Source organism: Stutzerimonas marianensis, assembly GCF_022810315.1.
In the GTDB taxonomy this organism is placed as follows: domain Bacteria; phylum Pseudomonadota; class Gammaproteobacteria; order Pseudomonadales; family Pseudomonadaceae; genus Stutzerimonas; species Stutzerimonas marianensis.
Genome location: NZ_JALGRD010000002.1, coordinates 58,149 through 79,268 on the forward strand (window position 1 = coordinate 58,149; position 21,120 = coordinate 79,268).

General features: G+C 61.7%; 22 protein-coding genes. 10 read left to right on the forward strand and 12 right to left on the reverse strand.

Annotation, left to right across the window (positions count from 1 at the left end):
- Window positions 1–40 precede the first annotated feature (40 nt).
- Both MST27_RS03260 and MST27_RS03265 read left to right on the forward strand, forming a co-directional pair.
- A complete protein-coding gene (locus MST27_RS03260; RefSeq protein ID WP_243604587.1) occupies window positions 41–628 on the forward strand; it encodes a UPF0149 family protein in 588 nt (195 codons plus the stop codon).
- A gap of 16 nt (window positions 629–644) precedes the next feature.
- Window positions 645–1,046, forward strand: a complete 402-nt coding sequence (locus MST27_RS03265) for a YbaN family protein (protein WP_243604588.1) — start codon at window positions 645–647, stop codon at window positions 1,044–1,046.
- 9 nt (window positions 1,047–1,055) lie between these two features.
- Here MST27_RS03265 and MST27_RS03270 read toward each other — a convergent pair whose 3' ends face one another.
- Entirely contained in the window at window positions 1,056–1,634 is a 579-nt protein-coding gene (locus MST27_RS03270) for a tRNA-uridine aminocarboxypropyltransferase (RefSeq protein ID WP_243604589.1), read from the reverse strand.
- 95 nt (window positions 1,635–1,729) lie between these two features.
- Between MST27_RS03270 and MST27_RS03275 the strand changes: the two genes are divergently transcribed.
- Window positions 1,730–2,404 (forward strand): glutathione S-transferase, encoded by a 675-nt coding sequence (locus MST27_RS03275; protein WP_243604590.1) that lies wholly within the window; start codon window positions 1,730–1,732, stop codon window positions 2,402–2,404.
- 21 nt (window positions 2,405–2,425) lie between these two features.
- Here the strand turns inward: MST27_RS03275 and MST27_RS22395 are convergent, their stop codons facing one another.
- Window positions 2,426–2,551 carry a PA1414 family protein gene (locus tag MST27_RS22395; RefSeq protein WP_275973058.1) on the reverse strand — a complete coding sequence of 42 codons (126 nt, stop codon included), beginning with the start codon at window positions 2,549–2,551 and terminating at the stop codon, window positions 2,426–2,428.
- Between the two features lie 189 nt (window positions 2,552–2,740).
- Window positions 2,741–4,462 carry a bifunctional isocitrate dehydrogenase kinase/phosphatase gene (aceK, locus tag MST27_RS03280; protein ID WP_243604591.1) on the reverse strand — a complete coding sequence of 574 codons (1,722 nt, stop codon included), beginning with the start codon at window positions 4,460–4,462 and terminating at the stop codon, window positions 2,741–2,743.
- 154 nt (window positions 4,463–4,616) lie between these two features.
- On the opposite strand from aceK, the gene MST27_RS03285 reads away from it, so the two are divergent.
- Window positions 4,617–5,534 carry a DMT family transporter gene (locus MST27_RS03285; RefSeq protein ID WP_243604592.1) on the forward strand — a complete coding sequence of 306 codons (918 nt, stop codon included), beginning with the start codon at window positions 4,617–4,619 and terminating at the stop codon, window positions 5,532–5,534.
- Between the two features lie 60 nt (window positions 5,535–5,594).
- Here the strand turns inward: MST27_RS03285 and cysK are convergent, their stop codons facing one another.
- Window positions 5,595–6,569: a cysteine synthase A gene (cysK, locus tag MST27_RS03290; RefSeq protein ID WP_243604593.1), complete on the reverse strand. Its 975-nt coding sequence runs from the start codon at window positions 6,567–6,569 to the stop codon at window positions 5,595–5,597.
- Between the two features lie 142 nt (window positions 6,570–6,711).
- Between cysK and MST27_RS03295 the strand changes: the two genes are divergently transcribed.
- The 4 genes from MST27_RS03295 to MST27_RS03310 all read left to right on the forward strand — a co-directional run bounded on the left by MST27_RS03295 (window position 6,712) and on the right by MST27_RS03310 (window position 10,444).
- A complete protein-coding gene (locus MST27_RS03295) occupies window positions 6,712–7,788 on the forward strand; it encodes an AsmA family protein (RefSeq protein ID WP_243604594.1) in 1,077 nt (358 codons plus the stop codon).
- A gap of 140 nt (window positions 7,789–7,928) precedes the next feature.
- A complete protein-coding gene (locus MST27_RS03300; RefSeq protein ID WP_243604595.1) occupies window positions 7,929–8,774 on the forward strand; it encodes an AAA family ATPase in 846 nt (281 codons plus the stop codon).
- A 47-nt stretch (window positions 8,775–8,821) separates the two neighbouring features.
- Window positions 8,822–9,220: a GFA family protein gene (locus MST27_RS03305; protein WP_243604596.1), complete on the forward strand. Its 399-nt coding sequence runs from the start codon at window positions 8,822–8,824 to the stop codon at window positions 9,218–9,220.
- Between the two features lie 45 nt (window positions 9,221–9,265).
- Window positions 9,266–10,444 carry a vWA domain-containing protein gene (locus MST27_RS03310; protein WP_243604597.1) on the forward strand — a complete coding sequence of 393 codons (1,179 nt, stop codon included), beginning with the start codon at window positions 9,266–9,268 and terminating at the stop codon, window positions 10,442–10,444.
- A gap of 10 nt (window positions 10,445–10,454) precedes the next feature.
- Here MST27_RS03310 and MST27_RS03315 read toward each other — a convergent pair whose 3' ends face one another.
- The 3 genes from MST27_RS03315 to MST27_RS03325 are packed head-to-tail and all read right to left on the reverse strand — an operon-like array spanning window position 10,455 to window position 12,281.
- Complete coding sequence (locus tag MST27_RS03315) at window positions 10,455–10,994, reverse strand: DUF2937 family protein (RefSeq protein WP_243604598.1); 540 nt, start codon at window positions 10,992–10,994, stop codon at window positions 10,455–10,457.
- Window positions 10,994–11,770: a class II glutamine amidotransferase gene (locus tag MST27_RS03320; protein ID WP_243604599.1), complete on the reverse strand. Its 777-nt coding sequence runs from the start codon at window positions 11,768–11,770 to the stop codon at window positions 10,994–10,996. The genes MST27_RS03315 and MST27_RS03320 overlap by 1 nt, the downstream gene beginning before the upstream one ends.
- Before the next feature lie 43 nt (window positions 11,771–11,813).
- Window positions 11,814–12,281, reverse strand: coding sequence for an MFS transporter (locus tag MST27_RS03325; protein ID WP_420864214.1), 468 nt, complete (start codon window positions 12,279–12,281; stop codon window positions 11,814–11,816).
- A gap of 206 nt (window positions 12,282–12,487) precedes the next feature.
- Here MST27_RS03325 and MST27_RS03330 point away from each other — a divergent pair, with 206 nt between their 5' ends.
- On the forward strand, window positions 12,488–12,928 hold the full coding sequence (locus MST27_RS03330) for a universal stress protein (protein WP_243604601.1): 441 nt from the start codon (window positions 12,488–12,490) through the stop codon (window positions 12,926–12,928).
- A 100-nt stretch (window positions 12,929–13,028) separates the two neighbouring features.
- Here MST27_RS03330 and MST27_RS03335 read toward each other — a convergent pair whose 3' ends face one another.
- Window positions 13,029–13,721, reverse strand: coding sequence for a DUF6901 family protein (locus tag MST27_RS03335; protein WP_243604602.1), 693 nt, complete (start codon window positions 13,719–13,721; stop codon window positions 13,029–13,031).
- A gap of 123 nt (window positions 13,722–13,844) precedes the next feature.
- Window positions 13,845–15,764 (reverse strand): ATP-binding cassette domain-containing protein, encoded by a 1,920-nt coding sequence (locus tag MST27_RS03340; protein ID WP_243604603.1) that lies wholly within the window; start codon window positions 15,762–15,764, stop codon window positions 13,845–13,847.
- Window positions 15,765–15,988: 224 nt separating this feature from the next.
- Here MST27_RS03340 and MST27_RS03345 point away from each other — a divergent pair, with 224 nt between their 5' ends.
- Window positions 15,989–17,917 (forward strand): transglycosylase SLT domain-containing protein, encoded by a 1,929-nt coding sequence (locus MST27_RS03345; protein WP_243604604.1) that lies wholly within the window; start codon window positions 15,989–15,991, stop codon window positions 17,915–17,917.
- A 48-nt stretch (window positions 17,918–17,965) separates the two neighbouring features.
- Here the strand turns inward: MST27_RS03345 and MST27_RS03350 are convergent, their stop codons facing one another.
- From MST27_RS03350 to yegS, 3 genes are all read right to left on the reverse strand, one after another.
- On the reverse strand, window positions 17,966–18,769 hold the full coding sequence (locus MST27_RS03350; RefSeq protein WP_243604605.1) for an MOSC domain-containing protein: 804 nt from the start codon (window positions 18,767–18,769) through the stop codon (window positions 17,966–17,968).
- 24 nt (window positions 18,770–18,793) lie between these two features.
- Window positions 18,794–19,726 (reverse strand): chemotaxis protein CheV, encoded by a 933-nt coding sequence (locus MST27_RS03355; protein WP_243604606.1) that lies wholly within the window; start codon window positions 19,724–19,726, stop codon window positions 18,794–18,796.
- A gap of 119 nt (window positions 19,727–19,845) precedes the next feature.
- Window positions 19,846–20,766 carry a lipid kinase YegS gene (yegS, locus tag MST27_RS03360; RefSeq protein ID WP_243604607.1) on the reverse strand — a complete coding sequence of 307 codons (921 nt, stop codon included), beginning with the start codon at window positions 20,764–20,766 and terminating at the stop codon, window positions 19,846–19,848.
- Window positions 20,767–21,120 lie beyond the last annotated feature (354 nt).

Genomic DNA, 21,120 nt, shown 5'->3' on the forward strand with positions numbered 1-21,120 from the left:
GTCTAGAATCAGTCCTGTTTTCCATCCAAGGTAGCCATCGATGTCTTTTGCCGAGCAACTCGCCCGCCTGCAAGTGTTTCTGGATGCAGACGACCTGCATGAAGAAGCGCTCGATTACATCGCTGCGCACGGCTACCTGACAGCCTTGTGCATCTGTTCCGAAGAAGTGCCTGAGCGCGAATGGATCGACGCGCTGTTCGCTGAGCCGCCCAAATATGCCGACGACACCGAGCGCGAAGCGATCGAGGCGACGCTGGTCCAGCTGAAGGCGCACATCGGCCGTCAACTGGCCAGTGACGAGGACATGGAGCTGCCCTGTGAACTCGATATGGGCGACGACCCGGACGAATCCGACCTGCGCGGATGGTGCATCGGCTTCATGGAGGGCGTATTCATGCGTGAGGCGGTCTGGTTCGAGGAGGCCGAGGAGGAAGTCAGCGAGCTGCTGCTGCCGATCATGGTCGGCTCGGGCCTGTTCGATGAGCAACCGGAGTTCAGCGATATCGCAGCCGACCCAAATCTCGTGGACGAGATGGTCTCGCAGATTCCCGAGATCCTTACCGCGCTCTATCTGATCTGTCACGCTCCTGAAGAAAAACCCGCACTGCTCAAGCCGCGGCGCCACTGACGGCGAGATCGCCTCCTTGGCCCCTCGCGATATACCCCTGTATCGCAACCCGCTCTTACGGTACGCCTTGCTGGGAGTGGGTTGGCTGAGCGTAGCGCTTGGCGTGGTTGGCATCTTCCTTCCCGTGCTACCGACCACACCCTTCTTGCTTCTGGCGGCGGCCTGTTTCGCCCGCAGTTCTCGACGCTTCTACGACTGGCTCGTATCGCACCCTCGCCTTGGCCCCTGGTTCCGTGACTACCTCGAAGGCAACGGTATTCCACTGAAAGGCAAGGTATACGCGATCAGCCTGATGTGGATCAGCATCGGTGTGTCCTGCTGGCTGGTGCCGATGGTCTGGGCCCGGATCGGCATGCTGACCAGCGCGACCCTGGTGACGCTCTACATCCTGCGTCTGAAAACCTTGCCCAGCCGCTGAGCGTTCCGCTCATGCCGGGTAGTTGCGCCGGTAGATGTCTGCACCCATCGCCTGAATCTGGCTGTCGATCAGCGCCTCGAACGGTCTGAGCAGCGCGTCGAAACGCCCCTCGCCTTCGAGCATACTCAACGCTGTGACGATGGACTCCAGGGTCGACAATGCCCCCGGCATCGGCGCCTTGCGCAACCGATAGCGTGATACCAGATCCGGCGGCAACGCGACCCTCGGCAAGCGGGCAATCTGTGGATTGAGGTACAGGAGCTTGCGCGCCTTACGCCAGGTCCCGTCGGGCACGACCAAGGTCAGCGGGCGTGACGACCCGGCAAACGATGCAACCGGCAACGCCTCGTCGCCGGGGAAGAGCAGCACGCTATCCTGCAAGTCGGGCAGCGTATCGAAGCGCTCCCCTACCAGCAGATCAGCATTGCGCAACCCCAGCGCCGCCAGTCGCGCGGTATTCAAGGCGTGATTCACCTCGCTGGGGTGTTGCAGGATGAGTACCCGGGTACGGCTATCCAGCGACGGGATCAGTGGGCAGAGACAGTGACTGTCGGGGCGCAGACAACGCGCGCATTGCGAACGGGACATGAGAGCTCCTGGCGGGGGGCAGAAGTCTGACATAACCGGCAGCTCGCGGCGTACCGGCTATGCTGGAGCGACCGCCACCACCAGGATTCGCCCCCATGCTCACCTTGCACCACTTGGAAAACTCCCGATCACACCGCGTCCTCTGGCTGCTCGAAGAACTCGAATTGCCCTATGAAATCAAACGCTACGCACGCGACTCCCAGACCCTGCTGGCACCGGACGAACTCAAGGCGATCCACCCGCTCGGCAAGGCCCCTATCCTTTGTGACGAGGCTGCGTGTCTGGCGGAGTCCGGCGCTATACTCGAGTATCTGGCCGAGCGCTATGCGCAAGGGCCCTTGGCATTGCCGAAACCGGGAACGCCCGAGCACCTGAAGCTACGTTACTGGATGCATTACGCGGAGGGCTCCGCCATGCCGCCGTTGCTGCTACGGCTGGTTTTCGACCGCGTCGCCGGAGGGCCCATGCCGTTTTTTATCCGGCCCGTCGCCCGTGCGATCGCCAACGGCGCCAACAAGGCGTTCATCGGCCCGCAGCTCAACCTGCACCTCGATTACATGGAAAGCGAACTAAGCAAGACGGAGTGGTTCGCGGGCCAGACGTTCACTATCGCCGATATCCAGATGAGTTTTCCGCTGGAAGCTGCCGAAGCACGGGCCGGGCTTGACGGCAGCCGGCCTCGACTGATGGATTTTCTGCGCCGCATACGCGAACGGCCCGCTTATCAGCGAGCCGTGCAGCGCGGTGGACCAGTAATGAGCGGACGATGAACCCGCCGCTCCGAGCGTGAATCAGCGGCGCGAACGCATCGTCTTGTCGCGCGGCGCCTCTACCCGAATGGGTTGGGGACGGGGCGGTTCGATGAAGCCAAGCGCCACTGCCAGATTCCAGCACACACTGTTGAGCCATGCTTTCATGGACGAACCCTCCTGCTTGATAACGGGTCTTGGTGGAGCCATCGGGCTTCGAGCGCAGCATAACCCAAGAAATGCACCCCCGCTTGAGACAGCTGTTGCAACATGTTCAGGCGATCGTGCCGTTCATCCGGCTCTAATAACTGCGACCCGGTTCGGCCGCAGGCGTTCCGCCGGGCGCCGAGTCGAACCTCATTGGGCGCTGGCCAGACGCCGACGATAGGGAAACACATCGATCACTTTGCCGTCCCGGATCGCTTGTTGCAGACCTTTCCAGTAGTCGGCGTCGTAGAGTTCGCCATGCAGCTTGGCGAACAGACGGCGCAGGCGCAGATCGGCGAAGAGAAACCGGGGAAACTCCTCAGGAAACACATCGTTCGGCCCGACCGAGTACCACGGCTCTGACGACAGTTCGTCCTCCGGGTAACGCGCCTCGGGAATGTGACGGAAGTTGACCTCAGTGAGAAAGCAGATCTCGTCGTAATCATAGAAGACCACACGGCCGTGGCGCGTCACGCCAAAGTTCTTCAGCAGCATGTCACCGGGAAAGATGTTCGCCGCAGCCAGTTGCTTGATCGCCAGGCCATAGTCTTCCAGCGCTTCGAGCACCTGCTCCTCGCTGCCGCTTTCCACATAGAGATTCAACGGCGTCATTCGCCGCTCGGTCCAACAATGGCGGACCAGCACCGTGTCGCCCTGCACTTCCACGGTCGACGGGGCCACTTCAAGCAACTCGGCCAGGCAGTCGGGCTCGAACTTGGCCACAGGGAAACGGAAGTCGGCGAACTCCTGGGTGTCGGCCATGCGACCGACCCGGTCGACACTCTTCACCAGCCGATACTTTTCGATGACCGTGGCGCGATTTACCGTCTTGGCGTGGGAGAAGCGGTCCTTGATGACCTTGAACACCGTATTGAAGCCAGGCAGCGTGAAAACGCTCATTACCATGCCACGCACACCCGGTGCCATGATGAAACGGTCGTCCGTAGTGGCGAGATGACCGATCAGCGCCCGATAGAATTCTGACTTGCCGTGCTTGTAAAACCCGATCGAGGTATAGAGTTCGGCGATGTGCTTGCCCGGAAGAATGCGGCGCAGGAAGCCGATGAATTCGGCCGGAATGGCCACCTCCACCATGAAATAGGAACGGGTGAACGAGAAGATGATGGACACCTCGGCCTCATCGGTGATCAGGCCATCGGCCTGGATCCCGATACCCTCGCGATGCAGCAGCGGAATCACCAGCGGCCACTGCTCATCATGCGTGTAGACGCGTCCGACCAGATACGCGCCCTTGTTCCGATAAAGCACCGAGGTGAAGAGCTCGACAGTAAGGTCCGGATCCTTGATGACCCAGTCGGGCAAGGCCGCGCCCAGCTGCGCCTCTAGCCGCTCGAGGTCGCCCGGCAGGTCGCCATAGGGGACGTCGAAGGCAAAATCGTTGAGCATCTGTTCGAGCACACCGCGCAGGTCTCCGCCTGGTTGGTAGCGACGTGTCTGCGCCAGACGTTGGGCCCGGTTGGCCGGTCGCGTGGTGTGGATGAACATGGTGTCGTCGCTGATGCAGTCGTGGCTGAACAGCGTGCAGAAAATCGAGTTGTACCAGGTCTCGGACAGCTCATCATCGAACCGTGGATTGATGAGCTCGATGTACTCGCGCTTGATCCTTGGCCAACGTCCGACCTCGAGCAGCGCCGACGAATCAAAGCGCGCCCGCAATGCCTGCGCGGTCTCTCCGACCTTCTGCTCATAAAGGTTGATACGTGCAGCCGAGGCCTGCTGCGCATCCTGCCAACGAGCCGTTTCGAAGCGGGCCCTGGCGCCTTCGGTAATCAGCCGGAAGTGCTCGCGGTAGTCATCGAAGCCCAGCAGGATCTGTCGGGCGATGTCGACATCCAGCGACTGCAGCGCCATAGGGTTGCTCTCGTCGGGGGTGAAAGCCCGAGCTTATCCAGAGGCACAACCCATTGAAAGCCGACCGGCCAAACGGCCCGTTTGAAAGTGCGATCGGAGTTGCCAGCCGGCCAACGCTCGCCAACACTCATCGCTCCACCACCGGAGCCTCGCAATGCGCCCTATCGACTTGCTGCGTCTGATCAGCCTGGCGGCCATCTGGGGTGCCAGCTTTCTCTTCATGCGCATCATCGCGCCCGAGCTCGGCACCTTTCCGACCGCTTTCTTTCGAGTGCTATTCGCCTGCTTAGGGCTGTTGCCGATCCTGTGGATCTTGCGAGTGCGCTGGAACTTTCGCGGCAAGCTGAAGTTGTGCCTGATCCTGGGAATGATCAATTCCGGCGCGCCATTCGCCCTTTACGCTCTGGCCGCGCAGTTTCTTCCGACGGGCTATTCGGCCATCTTCAACGCGACTACGCCGATGATGGGAGTAATCATCGGCGCCCTGTTCTTTGCCGAGACGCTGACCGTTTCGAAGCTGATCGGTGTGCTCTTCGGCTTGAGCGGTGTCGCCTTGCTGACGCGCACGGGACCAGTGGTTTTTGACCTGCAGCTGGTGGTTGGTGCGCTCGCGTGCCTGGGCGCAACTGCCTGTTACGGCCTGGGCGGTTTTCTGACGCGTCGCTGGATCAACCAGAACGGCGGACTGACCAGCGAACTGGTCGCCTTCGGCAGTCAGGTCGGAGCGGTGCTGTGCCTGCTGCCCTTGTTCGTCATATCGCTCTTCGCGTCGCCTCCGGTCTCCTGGGGAGACGGCCGGGTATGGCTGAGCCTGGCAGGCCTTGGCGTCGGTTGCACGGCCTTCGCCTACATCCTCTACTTCCGACTGCTGGCGGACATCGGCCCGGTTCGAACCCTGACGGTGACCTTCATCATCCCGCCGTTCGGAGTGCTTTGGGGGGCGCTGTTGCTTGGCGAGCCGCTGGATTGGGCCTATCTCTATGGCGGCGCGCTGATCGCTGTGGCGCTCTGGCTCGTCCTGAGGCAGGCACCGTCCACGATCGTGGCGGCGCCTCAGACCCAACGCAGTTAGACGGAAGAGCGTTAGCTTCCGGTGCGTGGGGCTGAACACACAGCCCCGCGCAATGCTGAGTTACTGCTGCAGCTCCTGCTCACCGAACATGTCGGCGAACAACATGGTGGACAGGTAACGCTCGCCGGAATCCGGCAGGATCACCACGATGTTCTTGCCCTGCATCTCCGGCTTTTCCGCCAGGCGGACTGCCGCAGCCATCGCCGCGCCGCAGGAAATGCCACAAAGGATGCCTTCCTCACGCATCAGGCGCAGGGCCATCGCCTTCGCCTCCTCATCCTCGACGCGCTCGACCTGATCGACCATCGACAGGTCCAGGTTCTTCGGCACGAAACCTGCGCCGATACCCTGGATCTTGTGCGGGCTGGGCTTGACCTCTTCACCTGCCAGCGTTTGGCTGATGACCGGCGAGCTGACCGGTTCGACGGCAACGCTGAGGATTTGCTTGCCCTTCGTCTGCTTGATGTAGCGCGACACACCGGTAATGGTGCCACCAGTACCGACCCCGGCGACCAGCACATCGATATTGCCTTCGGTGTCGTTCCAGATCTCCGGACCGGTCGTCTTCTCGTGGATGGCGGGATTCGAGGGATTGTCGAACTGCTGCGGCATGAAGTACTGATCCGGATCCGAGGCGGCAATTTCCGCCGCCTTTTCGATCGCCCCCTTCATCCCCTTGGCCGGCTCGGTGAGCACCAGCTCGGCCCCCAGCGCTTTTAGCACCTTACGCCGCTCCAGGCTCATCGACGCCGGCATGGTCAGCATCAGCTTGTAACCGCGTGCGGCCGCGACGAACGCCAGACCGATCCCCGTGTTGCCCGAGGTGGGTTCGACCAGGGTCATGCCCGGCTTGAGTTTGCCGCTTTGCTCGGCGTCCCAGATCATGGCCGCGCCGATCCGGCACTTGACCGAATAGGCCGGGTTACGGCCCTCGATCTTGGCCATGATGCTGACGCCCTTGGGACCCAGGCGATTGATCATGACCAGCGGCGTGTTTCCGATGGTTTGCGCGTTGTCAGCGAAGATGCGGCTCATGGCGGTGTCCCTGCGAAGAAAAAAACCAGACTCATGAGCCTAAGCGCAGTCCCCCAGCGCGTCCAGCCGAACTCACCAACAGCGCCCGGGGTCCACCTCAGGTAAGCCTTCTTCGACGACCACCAACCGCCTCGGGCCCGTCATGAACAAACGCTTTCGCCTGCCTTTATGGATATTGCTTGGTGTTGCCCTGCTGCTGATCGTCGCGCACCTTGCGCTTCCGCATCTGGTGCTCAATTACCTGAACGACAAGATGGCCGACATGGGGGACTATCAAGGCCACGTCGAGGATGTGGACCTCGCCTGGTGGCGCGGAGCCTACAGCGTCGACGGGCTTCTGATCGAAAAGAAGGACGAGCCGGTCCAGGCGCCCTTGTTTACCGCATCTTCGATCGATGTCGGCGTGAGCTGGCGGACGCTGTGGCGAGAGCGAGCCCTGGTCGGAGAAGTGATCCTCCACGAGCCGCACCTGAACTTCGTCGACGACAACGAGCAGGACAATGACCAGACCGGCGGTGGCGTCGACTGGCGCGAACGCATCAACGAGCTGGTGCCCTTCACCCTGAACGAGCTGCGCGTCATGGACGGCCAGCTGTCGTTTCGCAATTTCGACGCCGATCCGCCCGTGCACGTCTATGCCAATGCCATCAACGCCAGCTTCTACAACCTGACCAACACCTCCAACCAGGAGCAAGGGCGAGTGGCGACCTTCGAGGGTGAGGCTAAATTCTTCAACCAGGCCCCGATCGAGGCGACCGCCCATTTCGACCCCTTTACCGATTGGCAAGATTTCGACGTCAACCTGCGCATGACCGGCCTGGACCTGACCAAGCTCAACGACTTCAGCAATGCCTACGGCAACTTCGACTTCGAGGCAGGCACCGGCGACCTCGTGGTGGAGGTCGAGGCGCGCGACAGCCAGCTCGACGGCTACATCAAACCGCTGTTGCACAACGTCCAGGTATTCAACATCGAGCAGGACGTGAAGAACGAGGACAAAGGGTTCTTCCGCGGCATCTGGGAAGCCGTGGTCGGCGGCGGTGAAAACCTGCTCAAGAACCAGAGCAAAGACCAGTTCGCTACGCGCGTCGAGCTGTCGGGCAGCACGAAGGACACCGACGTGAGCCCCTTCCAGGCATTCCTCGCCATCCTGCGTAACGGTTTCGTGGAAGCCTTTTCGACGCGTTTCGAGCGCTCGTTGTCGGAGGAAGGCGACTGAATAGAACCCAACACGACATGCCGCCCATTCAGTGACTGAATAACCCACTCGCGTTCACAGCGGGGTGTGCATCCCTTATAGTCGGCCGTCTAACCCCACACGAAGCGCCTGCGCGCCAGGCCCTATCAAGGAACAGTCCGATGAAGTTCGAAGGCACCCGGTCTTACGTCGCTACCGATGACCTGAAGCTTGCCGTCAACGCCGCCATCACGCTCGAACGCCCGTTGTTGGTCAAGGGCGAACCCGGGACCGGCAAGACCATGCTCGCCGAGCAACTGGCCGAATCATTCGGCGCCAAGCTGATTACCTGGCATATCAAATCCACGACCAAGGCCCATCAAGGCCTGTATGAATACGACGCGGTGAGCCGCCTACGCGACTCCCAACTGGATTCGGATCGGGTCCATGACGTACGCAACTACATCAAGAAAGGCAAGCTGTGGGAGGCGTTCGAATCCGAGCAGCGCGTCATCCTGCTGATCGACGAAATCGACAAGGCCGACATCGAGTTCCCCAACGACCTGTTGCAGGAACTCGACAAGATGGAGTTCTACGTCTATGAGACCAATGAAACCATCAAGGCCAGGCAGCGCCCGATCATCATCATTACCTCGAACAACGAGAAGGAACTGCCGGATGCCTTCTTGCGCCGCTGTTTCTTCCATTACATCGCCTTCCCCGACCGGGAGACGCTGCAGAAGATCGTCGACGTGCACTACCCAGACATCAAGAAGGATCTGGTCGCCGAGGCGCTGGACGTGTTCTTCGATGTGCGCAAGGTGCCGGGTCTGAAGAAAAAGCCCTCGACCAGCGAGCTGGTCGACTGGCTCAAGCTGTTGATGGCGGACAACATCGGCGAAGCCGTGCTGCGCGAGCGGGATCCGACCCGAGCGATCCCGCCGCTGGCCGGCGCCCTGGTGAAGAACGAACAGGACGTGCAATTGCTTGAACGTCTGGCGTTCATGAGCCGGCGCGCCAGTCGCTGATCCTCGCCGGCCCTAATGGCCGGCCGTGACCGAACTGGAGGAAAGCCATGCAAACGCATACCGGAAGTTGCCTGTGTGGTGTCGTGCGCTATCGCATCGACGCCCCGATCGAGGAGCTGACCCACTGCCACTGCAAGATGTGCCGCAAGGCGCATGGAGCGGCCTTCGCGACCTATGCCAGCGTCCCGCTGGAGGCGTTTCACTTTCTTTCCGGCAAGGATCAACTGGGCGTCTACCACTCTTCCGAGCACGTCACCCGGACGTTCTGTATCCGCTGCGGCTCCAACCTGCAGTTCGTCGACAATCGCGAACACGAGCTTGGCGTCGCCGCTGGCACCCTTGATTCACCGCTACCCGTCCCGTCTCAGGCGCACATCTTCGTGAACTCCCAGGCGGACTGGTACGAAATCCGCGATGGGTTGCCACAGCACGACGACGACCGATGACATCAGACAAAGGGCGCCGCCACGACGGGCCCGCGAGGTTCCACCATGCTGCTTGGCCTGTTCAATGAAATGCGCGCCGCCAAGGTGCCGGTATCGGTACGCGAGCTGCTCGACCTTATCAATGCACTGAAGCACAACGTCGTGTTCGCCGACATGGACGAGTTCTACTACCTGGCCAGGGCGGTCCTGGTAAAGGACGAGCGCCATTTCGACAAGTTCGATCGCGCTTTCGGCGCCTATTTCAACGGGTTGCAAAACCTTGACCAGCACATCGAGGCGCTCATTCCCGAGGAGTGGCTGCGCAAGGAATTCGAACGCTCGCTCAGCGACGAGGAACGCGCCAAGATCGAATCGCTCGGCGGCCTCGACAAGCTCATCGAGGAATTCAAGAAGCGCCTGGAGGAGCAGAAAGGCAAGCATGCCGGCGGCAACAAGTGGATCGGCACCGGCGGCACCAGCCCCTTCGGCTCGGGCGGCTATAACCCGGAAGGCATTCGCATCGGCGATGCGGGCAAGCGCCAGGGCAAGGCAGTAAAGGTCTGGGATCAGCGCGAATACAAGAACCTCGACGATCAGGTCGAACTCGGCACTCGCAACATCAAGGTCGCCCTGCGCCGGTTACGCAAGTTCGCGCGCCAGGGCGCGCAGGACGAACTGGACCTGGACGGCACCATCGACCACACCGCGCGCGACGGCGGCCTGCTCAATATCCAGATGCGCCCCGAGCGGCGCAACGCTGTGAAGTTGCTGATCCTCTTCGATATCGGCGGCTCGATGGACGCGCACGTGAAGGTCTGCGAGGAGCTCTTCTCCGCCTGCAAAACCGAGTTCAAGCACCTGGAGTATTTCTACTTCCACAACTTCATCTACGAGTCGGTGTGGAAGAACAACTTCCGCCGCACGTCCGAGCGTACTTCGACCCTGGACCTTCTGCACAAGTACGGCCCCGACTACAAAGTTGTCTTTGTCGGCGACGCGGCGATGGCCCCTTACGAGGTCACCCAGCCCGGTGGAAGCGTCGAGCACTGGAACGAGGAAGCCGGTTATGTCTGGATGCAGCGCTTCATGGAGAAATACAAGAAGCTCATCTGGATCAACCCGTACCCGAAGGACACCTGGGGCTACACCGCTTCTACGGGCATCATCCGCGATCTGGTGGAGGATCGCATGTACCCGCTGACGCTCAGCGGGCTGGAAGACGGGATGAAATTCCTTTCCAAGTAGAGGACAGCGCCTATTGCCTCGGCGGCCCCGGCGTTACGGAGCGCCGCCGGGGCGCGTGACGGCGCGGGAAGAACGCCTGGCGCAGCAACAGGTACAGGCTCTCGACCAGCCAGGCCAGCAGCAGCGCGCAGGCCAACCCCCAGGCCACCGCCGCTGGCGCAAGCAGGATCTGGAAATCGTAGCTGCGCCAGACCTGGGCACGCATGCTTTCGTCAGCCCCGACCAGCACGTGCCACGCCCGAGCGAACCAGGGGCCTTGCATGATGCGCCACTCTCGGTCGAGCAGACGCGAGCGCTCTACCAGCGCGGAGACGCTACGTGCGTCGCTCTGGATCACCGGATCGGCACTGGCCCGGTAATGCTCGACCAGCGCCTCCAGGTCGCCGCGGAAAAACCGACCCGCCGTTTTTTGGAAGCCCAGCAGCGCCTGTTGCGACTCCAGCCGCCGGGCCTCGACATGCTGGGCGTAAGCCTGAATGAAACCCGGAACCTGAATGCCGATCAGCAAGCCCAGCGCGAACAGCGTCAGCCGAAGGTAGCTGCGCAGCATCATTCCACCTGCCCGCGTGCGACACATTCACCATGCCGCCAAAGCGTCCACTCGCCAGGCTGGTGCGTGTGCCATTGTTCGTTGTCCGTCAAAGGCTCGGTGGCCAGGACGGTCACCACGTCATCCGGTGTGGTCTCGGCCTTGAAATCCACGGTCAGCTCAGCGTCCTTCAACTGGGCCGGGCCGAAAGGCGCGCGCCGGGTGATCTGCGCCAGCTTGGTGCTGCAGAAACTGAACAACCATTCGCCGTTGCTGAGCAGGCAATTGAACACGCCTCTGGTCCGGTAGCTGGCGCAGGCGTCCAGCAAGTGAGGCAGCAACGTTTCGCCAGTAACTCGGTCGGGGAAGTGGGTACGGATGCGGCTGAGCAGGTCGCAGAACGCCGCCTCGCTGTCCGTGTCCCCCACCGGGCGGTAGAAGCCTGGGCCGGGATTGAACTCGCTCAACTGACCATTGTGGGCAAAGCACCAATGCTGCCCCCACAACTCCCGAACGAAGGGGTGCGTGTTGACCAGGGCGACCTTGCCGACATTGGCGTGGCGAATGTGCCCGATCACCACCTGGCTCTTGATCAGGTAATGCTGGACCATCTTCGCGACTTCGGATTCACAGCTCGCCACCGGGTCCTGGAACAGCCGCAGCCCTCTTCCCTCGTAGAAGGCAATGCCCCAGCCGTCCTTGTGCGGCCCGGTACGGCCGCCGCGCTGCATCAGACCGGTGAAGCTGAAATGAATGTCAGTGGGTACGTTGGCGCTCATGCCGAGCAGTTCACACATGTGATCTCTCCCGATGGGTCATGCAACGTCCTTACGGTGGTCGCTACAGGCGCGGTTCGGTTCGCGCCCGGTAGCGATCGGCAGGATAGTAGGCGTCCGGTTCGTCCTCCTCCTCGAGGCGCTCGCGCAAGGTGCGGTCATCCGCCTCGCTCGCTGGCGTACCGCGCTGGCGGCGCTTGCGTTCCAGTGGCCAGCGTACCGCGACGAAGAGTGCATAAAGCGCAAAGGCGATCAGCCCATACAGCGCCAGATCCGCGACCGCGCGCCAGACGTTATTGCCGACCTTGAAGAGCAGGTCTAGCGCAGTAATGGCCACCGCAGGCGCGAACAACTCCTTGGCGGGATCGACGATTGTCGGGGTGAACAGCATCACCGCGACGAGCAGCCGAAGCGGCTCGCGCAGCCAACGCCAAAGCGGGCGGGTCATGCGGAACCAAACCAGCAGGCAGCCCAGCGCAGCAATGGCATAGGCGGCCCAGGCAATTGAATATTCGTTGGTCATTTCGAACATGGCGATCTCACGGCAGGCCGGCATGTCATCCCGGCATCGACGGGCCGCATGATAGCAGCCCCAGGCGCGCACACTGCGACCGAAACGATGTAATGCAAGCTGGTCAGCGCAGGCGCAACGCCGTATAAACCTTGCAAAAAAGCCCAAGCGCCCATTGCGTGCCGAGCAGCCATACTTGTCGCAACTGACACTTCAGGAGAATCACCATGACCTACAAGCATATTCTGGTCGCCACCGACCTGAACGAAGAATGCCATCCGGTCGTAGAGCGCGCTCAGGCGCTGGCAACGGCCAGTGGCGCCAAACTGGCCATCATCCACGTCATCGAGCCCATGGCCATGGCCTTTGGCGGTGACGTGCCGATGGATCTGTCCATGCTGCAGCAGCAACAGTTCGACCAGGCCCGTGAGCGCCTGGCCTTATTTGCCGATCGCTACCCGGGGCTGACACCCGAGCAACGCCATATCGCTTATGGCCAGCCCCGTCAGGAGGTACATCGCCTGGTCAGGGAGCAAGGTTGCGATCTGGTGGTGGTTGGCAGTCATGGTCGCCACGGCCTCGCTCTCCTGCTGGGCTCGACGGCCAACGACATCCTCCATGGCGCGCCCTGTGATGTCCTTGCCGTGCGCCTGAAGAAACCGGAGTGATCCGAAGGTGCCAGCCTGGACGCGCCTGACGGCTTCCAGGCTGATCGGTTGCGGGGCCGCGCCTCGAGCGCTTCGCCGCCGCCAAGAGACACGACCGCACTCAGACCAGTTCGGCGCCCTCTCCCGCACTCATGACCATCGGTCGAATCTTCTGCAGCTGCGTTTCCAGCGAATAGGTCAGGCTCGACGCCATGGAAAAGAAGGTGAGGAATGCCTTCAGGTTCGAGTCACCTCGGCAGGTGTCATGGATGCGTTGCCAGAACGCCTGATTGACCAGCTGCAACTGCTGGAACGAACGCACCAGCCCGCGCAGCTCCCAATCGGCGTGCCGCCCCTCGCGCAAGTTGAAGTATTGGCGCGCGAGGTACAGTGACACCGCTCGCAGCACGAACTCCTGATTGTTGGCGAACGGCAAGTGCTGATGGGCCATGGGTTTGAGCCGCCCCAGCACCGGGCAAGCGCTGGTCGCCATGATGACGCCAAGCAGGGCACGCAGGCCTTCCTCGAGACCGACCTGCTTGTTGTATTCGCGTTCCGGCGTACGCACTTCGACGCGCGCCTTCTGCACCGCCGGCAGTCCTTGAAAATCCTCGATGACGCGGTGCAGGTCCACTGCGGCTGGACAATGGCTGAAACGATCGCGACTCAACGGGCAATTGCTGCATTGCTGGTGATCCAGCCGCGTCCACTTCGGGGCGAGCCGGGCCGCGTCCTCGTCGTAACCACGGTCCGGCTCGATCCGGTAGCTGAACTCGTGCTCGTCGTCGAGGATGATGCGGTATTCGATAGCCATCTGGTCTCCGTCCAAATCCTGACAGATGTTGTAAGTGTGGGCCCGGCCATCAGGCCGGACGAAACCATGCTGCGCGATTGCTTCCAGACCGGACATGTGGCGCCTCGACGCGGGGCGATACGGTCAGCCCTCCAGCTCCGCCCAGCGCTCGAGCAGCTGGTCGAGCGTCTGCTGCAACCCCTCCAACCGTGCAATGGTCTCGCTGGTTTGCGCTGCGGGCTGCTGATAGAACCCCGGTTCGGCCATGGCCGCCTGAAGCGCAGCGATCTCCTGTTCGGCCGCATCGATCTTCCCGGGCAGAGCCTCCAGTTCGCGCTGGTCCTTGTAGCTGAGCTTTTTCCTGACCGGCGCCGGTTCGCTCGCGGGTTGGGCTGGCGCAGGATCGGCCTTGGTCTGCTTGCTCTCCTTGCTCTGCTTTTCATCCTGGGCATCGCCGACGCCCAGGAGCTTGATCGACCCGCCCTGGCGCAGCCAGTCCTGATAACCGCCGACATACTCACGCACGAGGCCATTACCCTCGAATACCAGCGTGCTGGTTACGACATTGTCGAGGAAGGCCCGATCGTGACTGACGATCAGCACCGTGCCCTGAAAGCCCAGCAGCACTTCTTCGAGCAACTCCAGAGTTTCCACGTCCAGGTCGTTGGTCGGTTCGTCCAGTACCAGCAGGTTGGCGGGCTTGCTGAATAATCGAGCGAGCAAGAGGCGTGCCCGCTCGCCGCCCGACAGCGCCTTGACCGGTGTCCGAGCACGTTGGGGGCTGAACAGGAAGTCGCCCAGATAGCTGAGCACGTGGCGGTTCTGGCCATCGATGGTGATGAAATCACGGCCCTCGGCGACGTTGTCGATCACCGTCTTCTCCAGGTCGAGCTGGTGACGCAATTGGTCGAAATACGCCACTTCCAAACGGGTACCCGCCTCTACGGTGCCGCTTGTGGGCTGCAAATCGCCGAGCAGCAGTTTGAGCAAGGTGGTCTTGCCGCTGCCGTTGGCCCCGAGCAGGCCGACCCGGTCGCCGCGCTGCAGGACCAGCGAAAAATCCCGAATCAGTGGCTGCTCGCCTGGGTGCGCAAAGCTGGCGTGCTCGACGACGATGACCTGCTTGCCGGATTTCTCCGCCGCTTCGATCTGGATATTCGCCTTGCCCTGGCGCTCGCGTCGTTCGCTTCGCTCGGCACGCAAGGCCTTCAACGCCCGGACCCGGCCTTCGTTACGCGTACGCCGAGCCTTGATGCCCTGACGGATCCACACCTCTTCCTGGGCGAGCTTCTTGTCGAACAGGGCATTGGCGGTCTCTTCCGCAGCCAGTTGCTGGTCCTTGTGCACGAGGAAGCTGGCGTAGTCGCCGTTCCAGTCGATCAGGTGGCCGCGGTCGAGTTCGAGAATGCGCGTCGCCAGATTCTGCAGGAAGGCACGGTCGTGGGTGATGAAGAGCACGGCCCCGTTGAAGCCGGTCAAAGCGTCTTCCAGCCAGGCGATCGCGCCAATGTCGAGGTGGTTGGTAGGTTCGTCGAGCAACAGCAGGTCAGGCTCGGACACCAGCGCCTGCGCGAGCAGCACGCGGCGGCGCCACCCTCCGGACAGCTCGGCGAGGGTCTTGTCGGCAGGCAATTGCAGACGGCTCAAGGTGCTGTCGACGAGCTGCTGCAGCCGCCAGCCATCCTTCGCCTCGAGCGCCTGCTGGACATGCATGAGCTTTTCCAGATCGGCATCGCCCTGGATGTTCTGGCTCAGATGATGGTACTCGGCGAGTAATTGCCCGACCCCGGACAGGCCTTCGGCAACCACGTCGAATACGGTTCGATCATCGGCACGCGGCAGTTCCTGAGGCAGCTCGCCGATCTTCAACCCAGGCGCGCGCCAGATCTCGCCGTCGTCTGGCAACTGGCTGCCCTTGACGAGCCCTAGCATGCTGGATTTGCCGGTACCGTTGCGGCCGATGATGCAGACCCGCTCACCTCGCGCAATCTGCCAGGACACGCCATCGAGCAGCGGATTGGTGCCATAGGCGAGGGACACATCGGTCAGTTTGAGCAGGGTCATGGCTACCTCCGGAAAACAGGGCGCGCATTCTAGCAGAAGCGATCCCCTGCCCCGGCTCGTCGTGTCCAGTCAGCCGGAGCCGAAATCGGCCAGGAATCGCTACGCTCGTCGGAAGTCCGCCCTTGTTGTGTTTCAAGAGCTTAATCCACGTTTAACTTGCCCCCATGCGCCAGCTAAGCTAGCCGCACATCGAATTCTTTCTCCCGTCCCCCCCCGGAAGTATCATGCGCGGCCGTATCGCCAGTCTCTGCCTTTGTGTTTTCGTCACAGCCGTCACCCTTGACACCTCCGTAGCCGCCAGCCTCGAACAGCAGCGTCAGTACTACGACGAAGCCAAGCGAGCATTGGCCAAGGGCGACAGCGGCCCTTATCGGCGCTACGCCAGCGCGCTACGCGACTACCCGCTCGAACCCTACCTGGCCTATGACGAGCTGACCGCGCGATTGAAGACAGCCAGCAATGCCGAGGTGGAGAAATTCCTGGCCGAACATGGTGACCTGCCGCAGGCCAACTGGATGAAGCTGCGCTGGCTGCGCCTGTTGGCCGACCGTGGCGACTGGCGCCCATTCCTCACCTACTACGATCCGAAAATGAATTTCACCGAGCTGGATTGCCTGTACGGTCAATATCAGCTCAGCAGTGGCCAGACCAAGGAAGGCTACGCTACCGCCGAACGGCTCTGGCTTGTCGGCAAGTCCCAGCACAACGCCTGCGACGCATTGTTCGAGCGCTGGGAAGCGGCAGGCCAGTTGACCGAGAACCTACGCTGGCAGCGAGCCAAACTGGCTGTCGAGGCCGGGAATTACGGCCTGGCCAAGTACTTGGTGAAAAACCTGCCTACGCTCAAACGCGACGGTGAGCTCTTGCTGGAGGTGGCGCAAAAGCCACAGTTGCTGACGCAATCCGACCGCTTCGTCTCGACGCGTCCGGCCATGGCAGACGTGGTCGCCATCGGCTTGCGCCGACTGGCACGGCAGGATCCTGAAAAGGCATTGGGACTGCTGGAAAGCTATGCGCGCCGCCATGCGTTCTCCAGTGACGAAAAAGTCGCCATCGCTCGCCAGATCGGCCTGACGCTGGCCAAGCGCTTCGACCCGCGTGCGCTGAAGGTGATGAGCGAATATGACCCGCAGCTGCGCGACAACACCGTCAGCGAATGGCGGGCGCGCCTGTTGTTGCGCCTGGGGCGCTGGAACGAGGCTCATGAACTCACGCAGCGCTTCCCCGAAGAGCTGGCCAGCACTAACCGATGGCGGTACTGGAAGGCCCGCAGCCTGGAGCTCGCGCAACCGAACAGCACGCAGGCCGAAGGCCTCTACAAGCCCGTCGCGGGCGAGCGGGATTTCTACGGTTTCCTTTCCGCCGACCGCATCCAGGCGCCCTATCGTCTGAACCACCAACCACTGGCGCTCGATCCTAAGGTGGTCCAGAAGGTGCGCAACACCGCGGGAATTCGCCGTGCGATGGAATTTCATGCGCGCGGGCAGATCGTCGATGGCCGCCGCGAGTGGTATTACGTCAGCCGCCTGTTCAGCCGCGACGAGATGGTCGCCCAGGCCCGCCTGGCCTACGACATGGAGTGGTATTTCCCGGCGATTCGCACCATCAGCCAGGCCCAGTATTGGGACGACCTGGACATTCGCTTCCCGATGGCCTATCGCGGCAGCCTGGTGAAAGCGGCCCGTGCTCGTGAGATCCACCCCAGCTGGGTGTTCGCCATCACTCGTCAGGAAAGCGCCTTCATGACCGATGCACGTTCCGGCGTCGGCGCTACCGGCCTGATGCAATTGATGCCGGCCACGGCCAAGGAAACGGCGCGACGCTATGACATCCCGCTGTCCTCGCCGCAGCAGGTGCTTAATCCAGAGATCAACATTCAGCTCGGTGCGGCTTACCTCAGCCAGATATACGGGCAGTTCAAGGGCAACCGGGTACTGGCTTCAGCGGCTTACAACGCCGGCCCCGGCCGGGTTCGCCAGTGGCTTAAGGGGGCTCAGCACCTTCCATTCGATGTCTGGGTGGAGAACATTCCCTTCGACGAAACCCGCCAATACGTTCAGAACGTACTGACTTATGCGGTCATTTATGGGCAAAAACTCAACGCACCCCAACCCTTGGTGGAGTGGCATGAGCGCTATTTCGAAGGACAATGATGCGTCCGGGTCCAGGCGGCCCGGGCAGGCTTAACCCGATCAGACGGATCAATCCAGCCGTTCGACCGGCATTCCAGTTGCCAGCGTGCCAGGGCCTTCGGCAATCAGGTTTTGACCGAAGAAAACACCGCCCTCACCCTTTCGATAGGTCATCAGCGTAGCGAGCGGCTCGCGATCCTCGCTGCGGATCGCCGTGTTCGGATCGATGGTGGGAATGGCGCAGCGGGAACAGGGCTTGACCACCCGAAACCGCATGTCGCCGATGCGAATCCGCCGCCACCCATCCTCGGCATAGGGCTCGGCACCGGAGACCACCAGGTTAGGCCTGAAGCGGCGCATATCGAGCGGTCGCCCAATGCGTGCGCAGAGATCATCCAGCGACGCCTGGCCAATCAGAAGGAACGGAAAACCATCGCTGAAGGCTGTCAGCTCGCCGGGCGCTGCATAGGCGGGATCGACCTGGATCCCTCGGCTCGTCGGCAGGTAGACCAACCTGGCCGGCCGGCCAAGCAGGTGCGTCAACCAGGCGGCCGCCGCGTCGCCGGCATCCGGCGCCTGGAGCAGCTCGCGCCAGATCGTCACGCCACGCAAGGCGCCATCGGCGCCTGGCACCGGCACCAGCAACGTCTCCATGCCGGGAGCCGAAAGCCGCAGGGCCTCGGTACCCGCCCAGCGCGCATCGAGCAGTGCCATCTGCGGCAGTGCACGCTGGGTCATGAACTTTCCGGAATCGGCGTCAACGGCCATCCAGCGTCGGTCACCCGTCAGACCAAGATCGTCACAATGCGCTATGTCCAGGCTTTCAGCGGAACCCGATTTGAGCGGGTAACGGTATAACGAGGTCAGGCGCATGTGCGGTCTCGGTCAAGGGATGGGTCAGTGAACGTCGTCGCGCAGCAGTCGCTCGCGGATGACGTCGACAAGTTTCTCCGGTTGGAACTTGGAAAGGAAGTTGTCGCAGCCCACCTTTTGCACCATCGCCAGGTTGAAACTGCCCGACAGCGAGGTGTGGAGCACGACGTAGAGATCGCGCAGACGCGGGTCGTTGCGAATTTCCGTAGTCAGACGATAGCCATCCATCTCTGGCATTTCCGCATCGGTAAAGACCATGAGGAGGCGATCGGTCAGGACATCGCCTGCCTCTGCCCACGCCTTGAGTTTGTTGAGACCCTTCATGCCATCGCTGGCGGTGTGTACGGTGATGCCGAGCTGCGTTAGCGTCTCGCGCAGCTGCGCCAAGGCCACGGTGGAATCGTCCACACAGAGCACTTCTCGACCACGAGCGCGCTCCAGAACCGGATCCTGGAGTCGCTCGGGCGAGATGCTGGTGTCATAGGGCACGATCTCCGCGAGGACCTTTTCCACATCGATGACCTCGACCAGCTGATCGTCGACCTTGGTGATCGCGGTCAGGTAATGCTGGCGTCCCGCCGTAGTGGGCGGAGGCAGCACTTCTTCCCAGTTGAGGTTGAGGATGCGATCCACGCCGCCAACGAGGAAGGCCTGAATCGAACGGTTGTATTCGGTCACGATGATGGTGCTGCGCTCATCGGGCACGATGGGTCGCAGGCCGATCGCCCTGGACAGATCGATGACCGGCAGCGTCTGGCCCCGCAGGTTGACGACACCGCATACCGAATTGTGACGATGCGGCATCAGCGTCATTTTCGGTAGCTGGACGACCTCCTGCACCTTGAAGACGTTGATGGCGAATTTTTGCCGGCCGGACAGCCGGAACATGAGAATTTCCAGCCGGTTCTGCCCGACGAGACGGGTACGCTGATCGACTGAATCGAGAATGCCGGCCATAGCTGGCTCCTGGTGAGTGCGGACTTACGGGCTATCGGCAGCAAGACGCAGCGCTTTATCCACGTACGCGATTATTTCCTGACGCATCATCCAACGAACTGCGCGATAGCACAACGCCACTATTCAGCCTGAGCCGCTAACGCACCCTCTTTCAACAACGGACACTCCAAAGGCAGGTGCAGCCGGATCGCACCTGGCCTCACGTCGAATCGCATGTGCCTGGCCCCGGACGGCTCGCCATCGAGATTTATATCGATCCGCTCCGGCGCCTCGACCTCGAGCCATGGCACCCGCGCATTGACCGAAACCGTCTTGATTCCGCGCAAGCCGCCACTGAGCAACGTCCCGAGCGTGCCTACCGCATCGGTCGCCGCTGGAACGATGCAGACATCAAGCAAACCGTCGTCGATCAGCGCATCCGGGCAGAGCGACTGACCGCCACCGGACTGTTTACCGTTCCCCACGCCCAGCGCCAGGAATTCACCTTCCCAGGAAAAATCGGGGCCCGTGAAGCGACCCCACGCCGAGGTCATTTCGCTGAAACGGGACAAGCCGGTGAGCAGGTAGGCGCCGCCACCCAGCACCTTTTTCAATTCCTCCGAGGTACTGGCCGTGACCTTGGATCCGAATCCGCCGGTCGCCATGTTCAGGAATGGCTCACCATTCATCAGCCCGACGTCGACGGCGACCGGCTCATGTTCGAGCAAGGCCAAGGCATCGAAGGGCTCCAGGGAAATCTCGGCGGCATGGGCGAAGTCGTTAGCGGTGCCGAGCGGCATCAGGGCCAGACTGGCATCGACGCCGCTTTCCAATAGCGCATGTGCGACCTCACGCAGCGTGCCATCGCCGCCCCCGGCCACCAGCGTTCGGTAGCCAGCCTGCAACGCTTCTTGCACCAGTCGTTGTGCATCGCCTGGCTCCCAGGTAACCCGGACCGCCAGTTCGTGCCCCAACCCGCGCCACTCGACGACTGCCGCCCGGACGTCTTCATTGAGTGCCTGTTTGCCGTGCAGGACGAGCAATGCCCTGGATCTGCTCATGCTTTCGTTTCCGCTACTGAAATCCCGCAGATGAGACATGCGGGAAGCACCGAAGTTGTCCTTCGCAGGCGCTGCAGACATGCAAAGAGGGGTTAAGCCCGGGCGACAAACAGGCAAACCATCCGTCAGATCCGCGATCGCTAACGCGACACGTTCTCATCAAGATGCGGAAGAAATCCTTTTAGATCAGAAGGTTATAGCCCCAATTTAATCCTGTTGAATTCTCCACAACTTTGCACGTGGCGGATGAACTCGCGTCTTGCCCGGCGGTCGGAGCACTTGTCCCGGTAGAGGTTGCAATAGCGGCCTGCTATCAACCCCGCGGATCGCGGCGATCAAAACGAGTATTGAGCT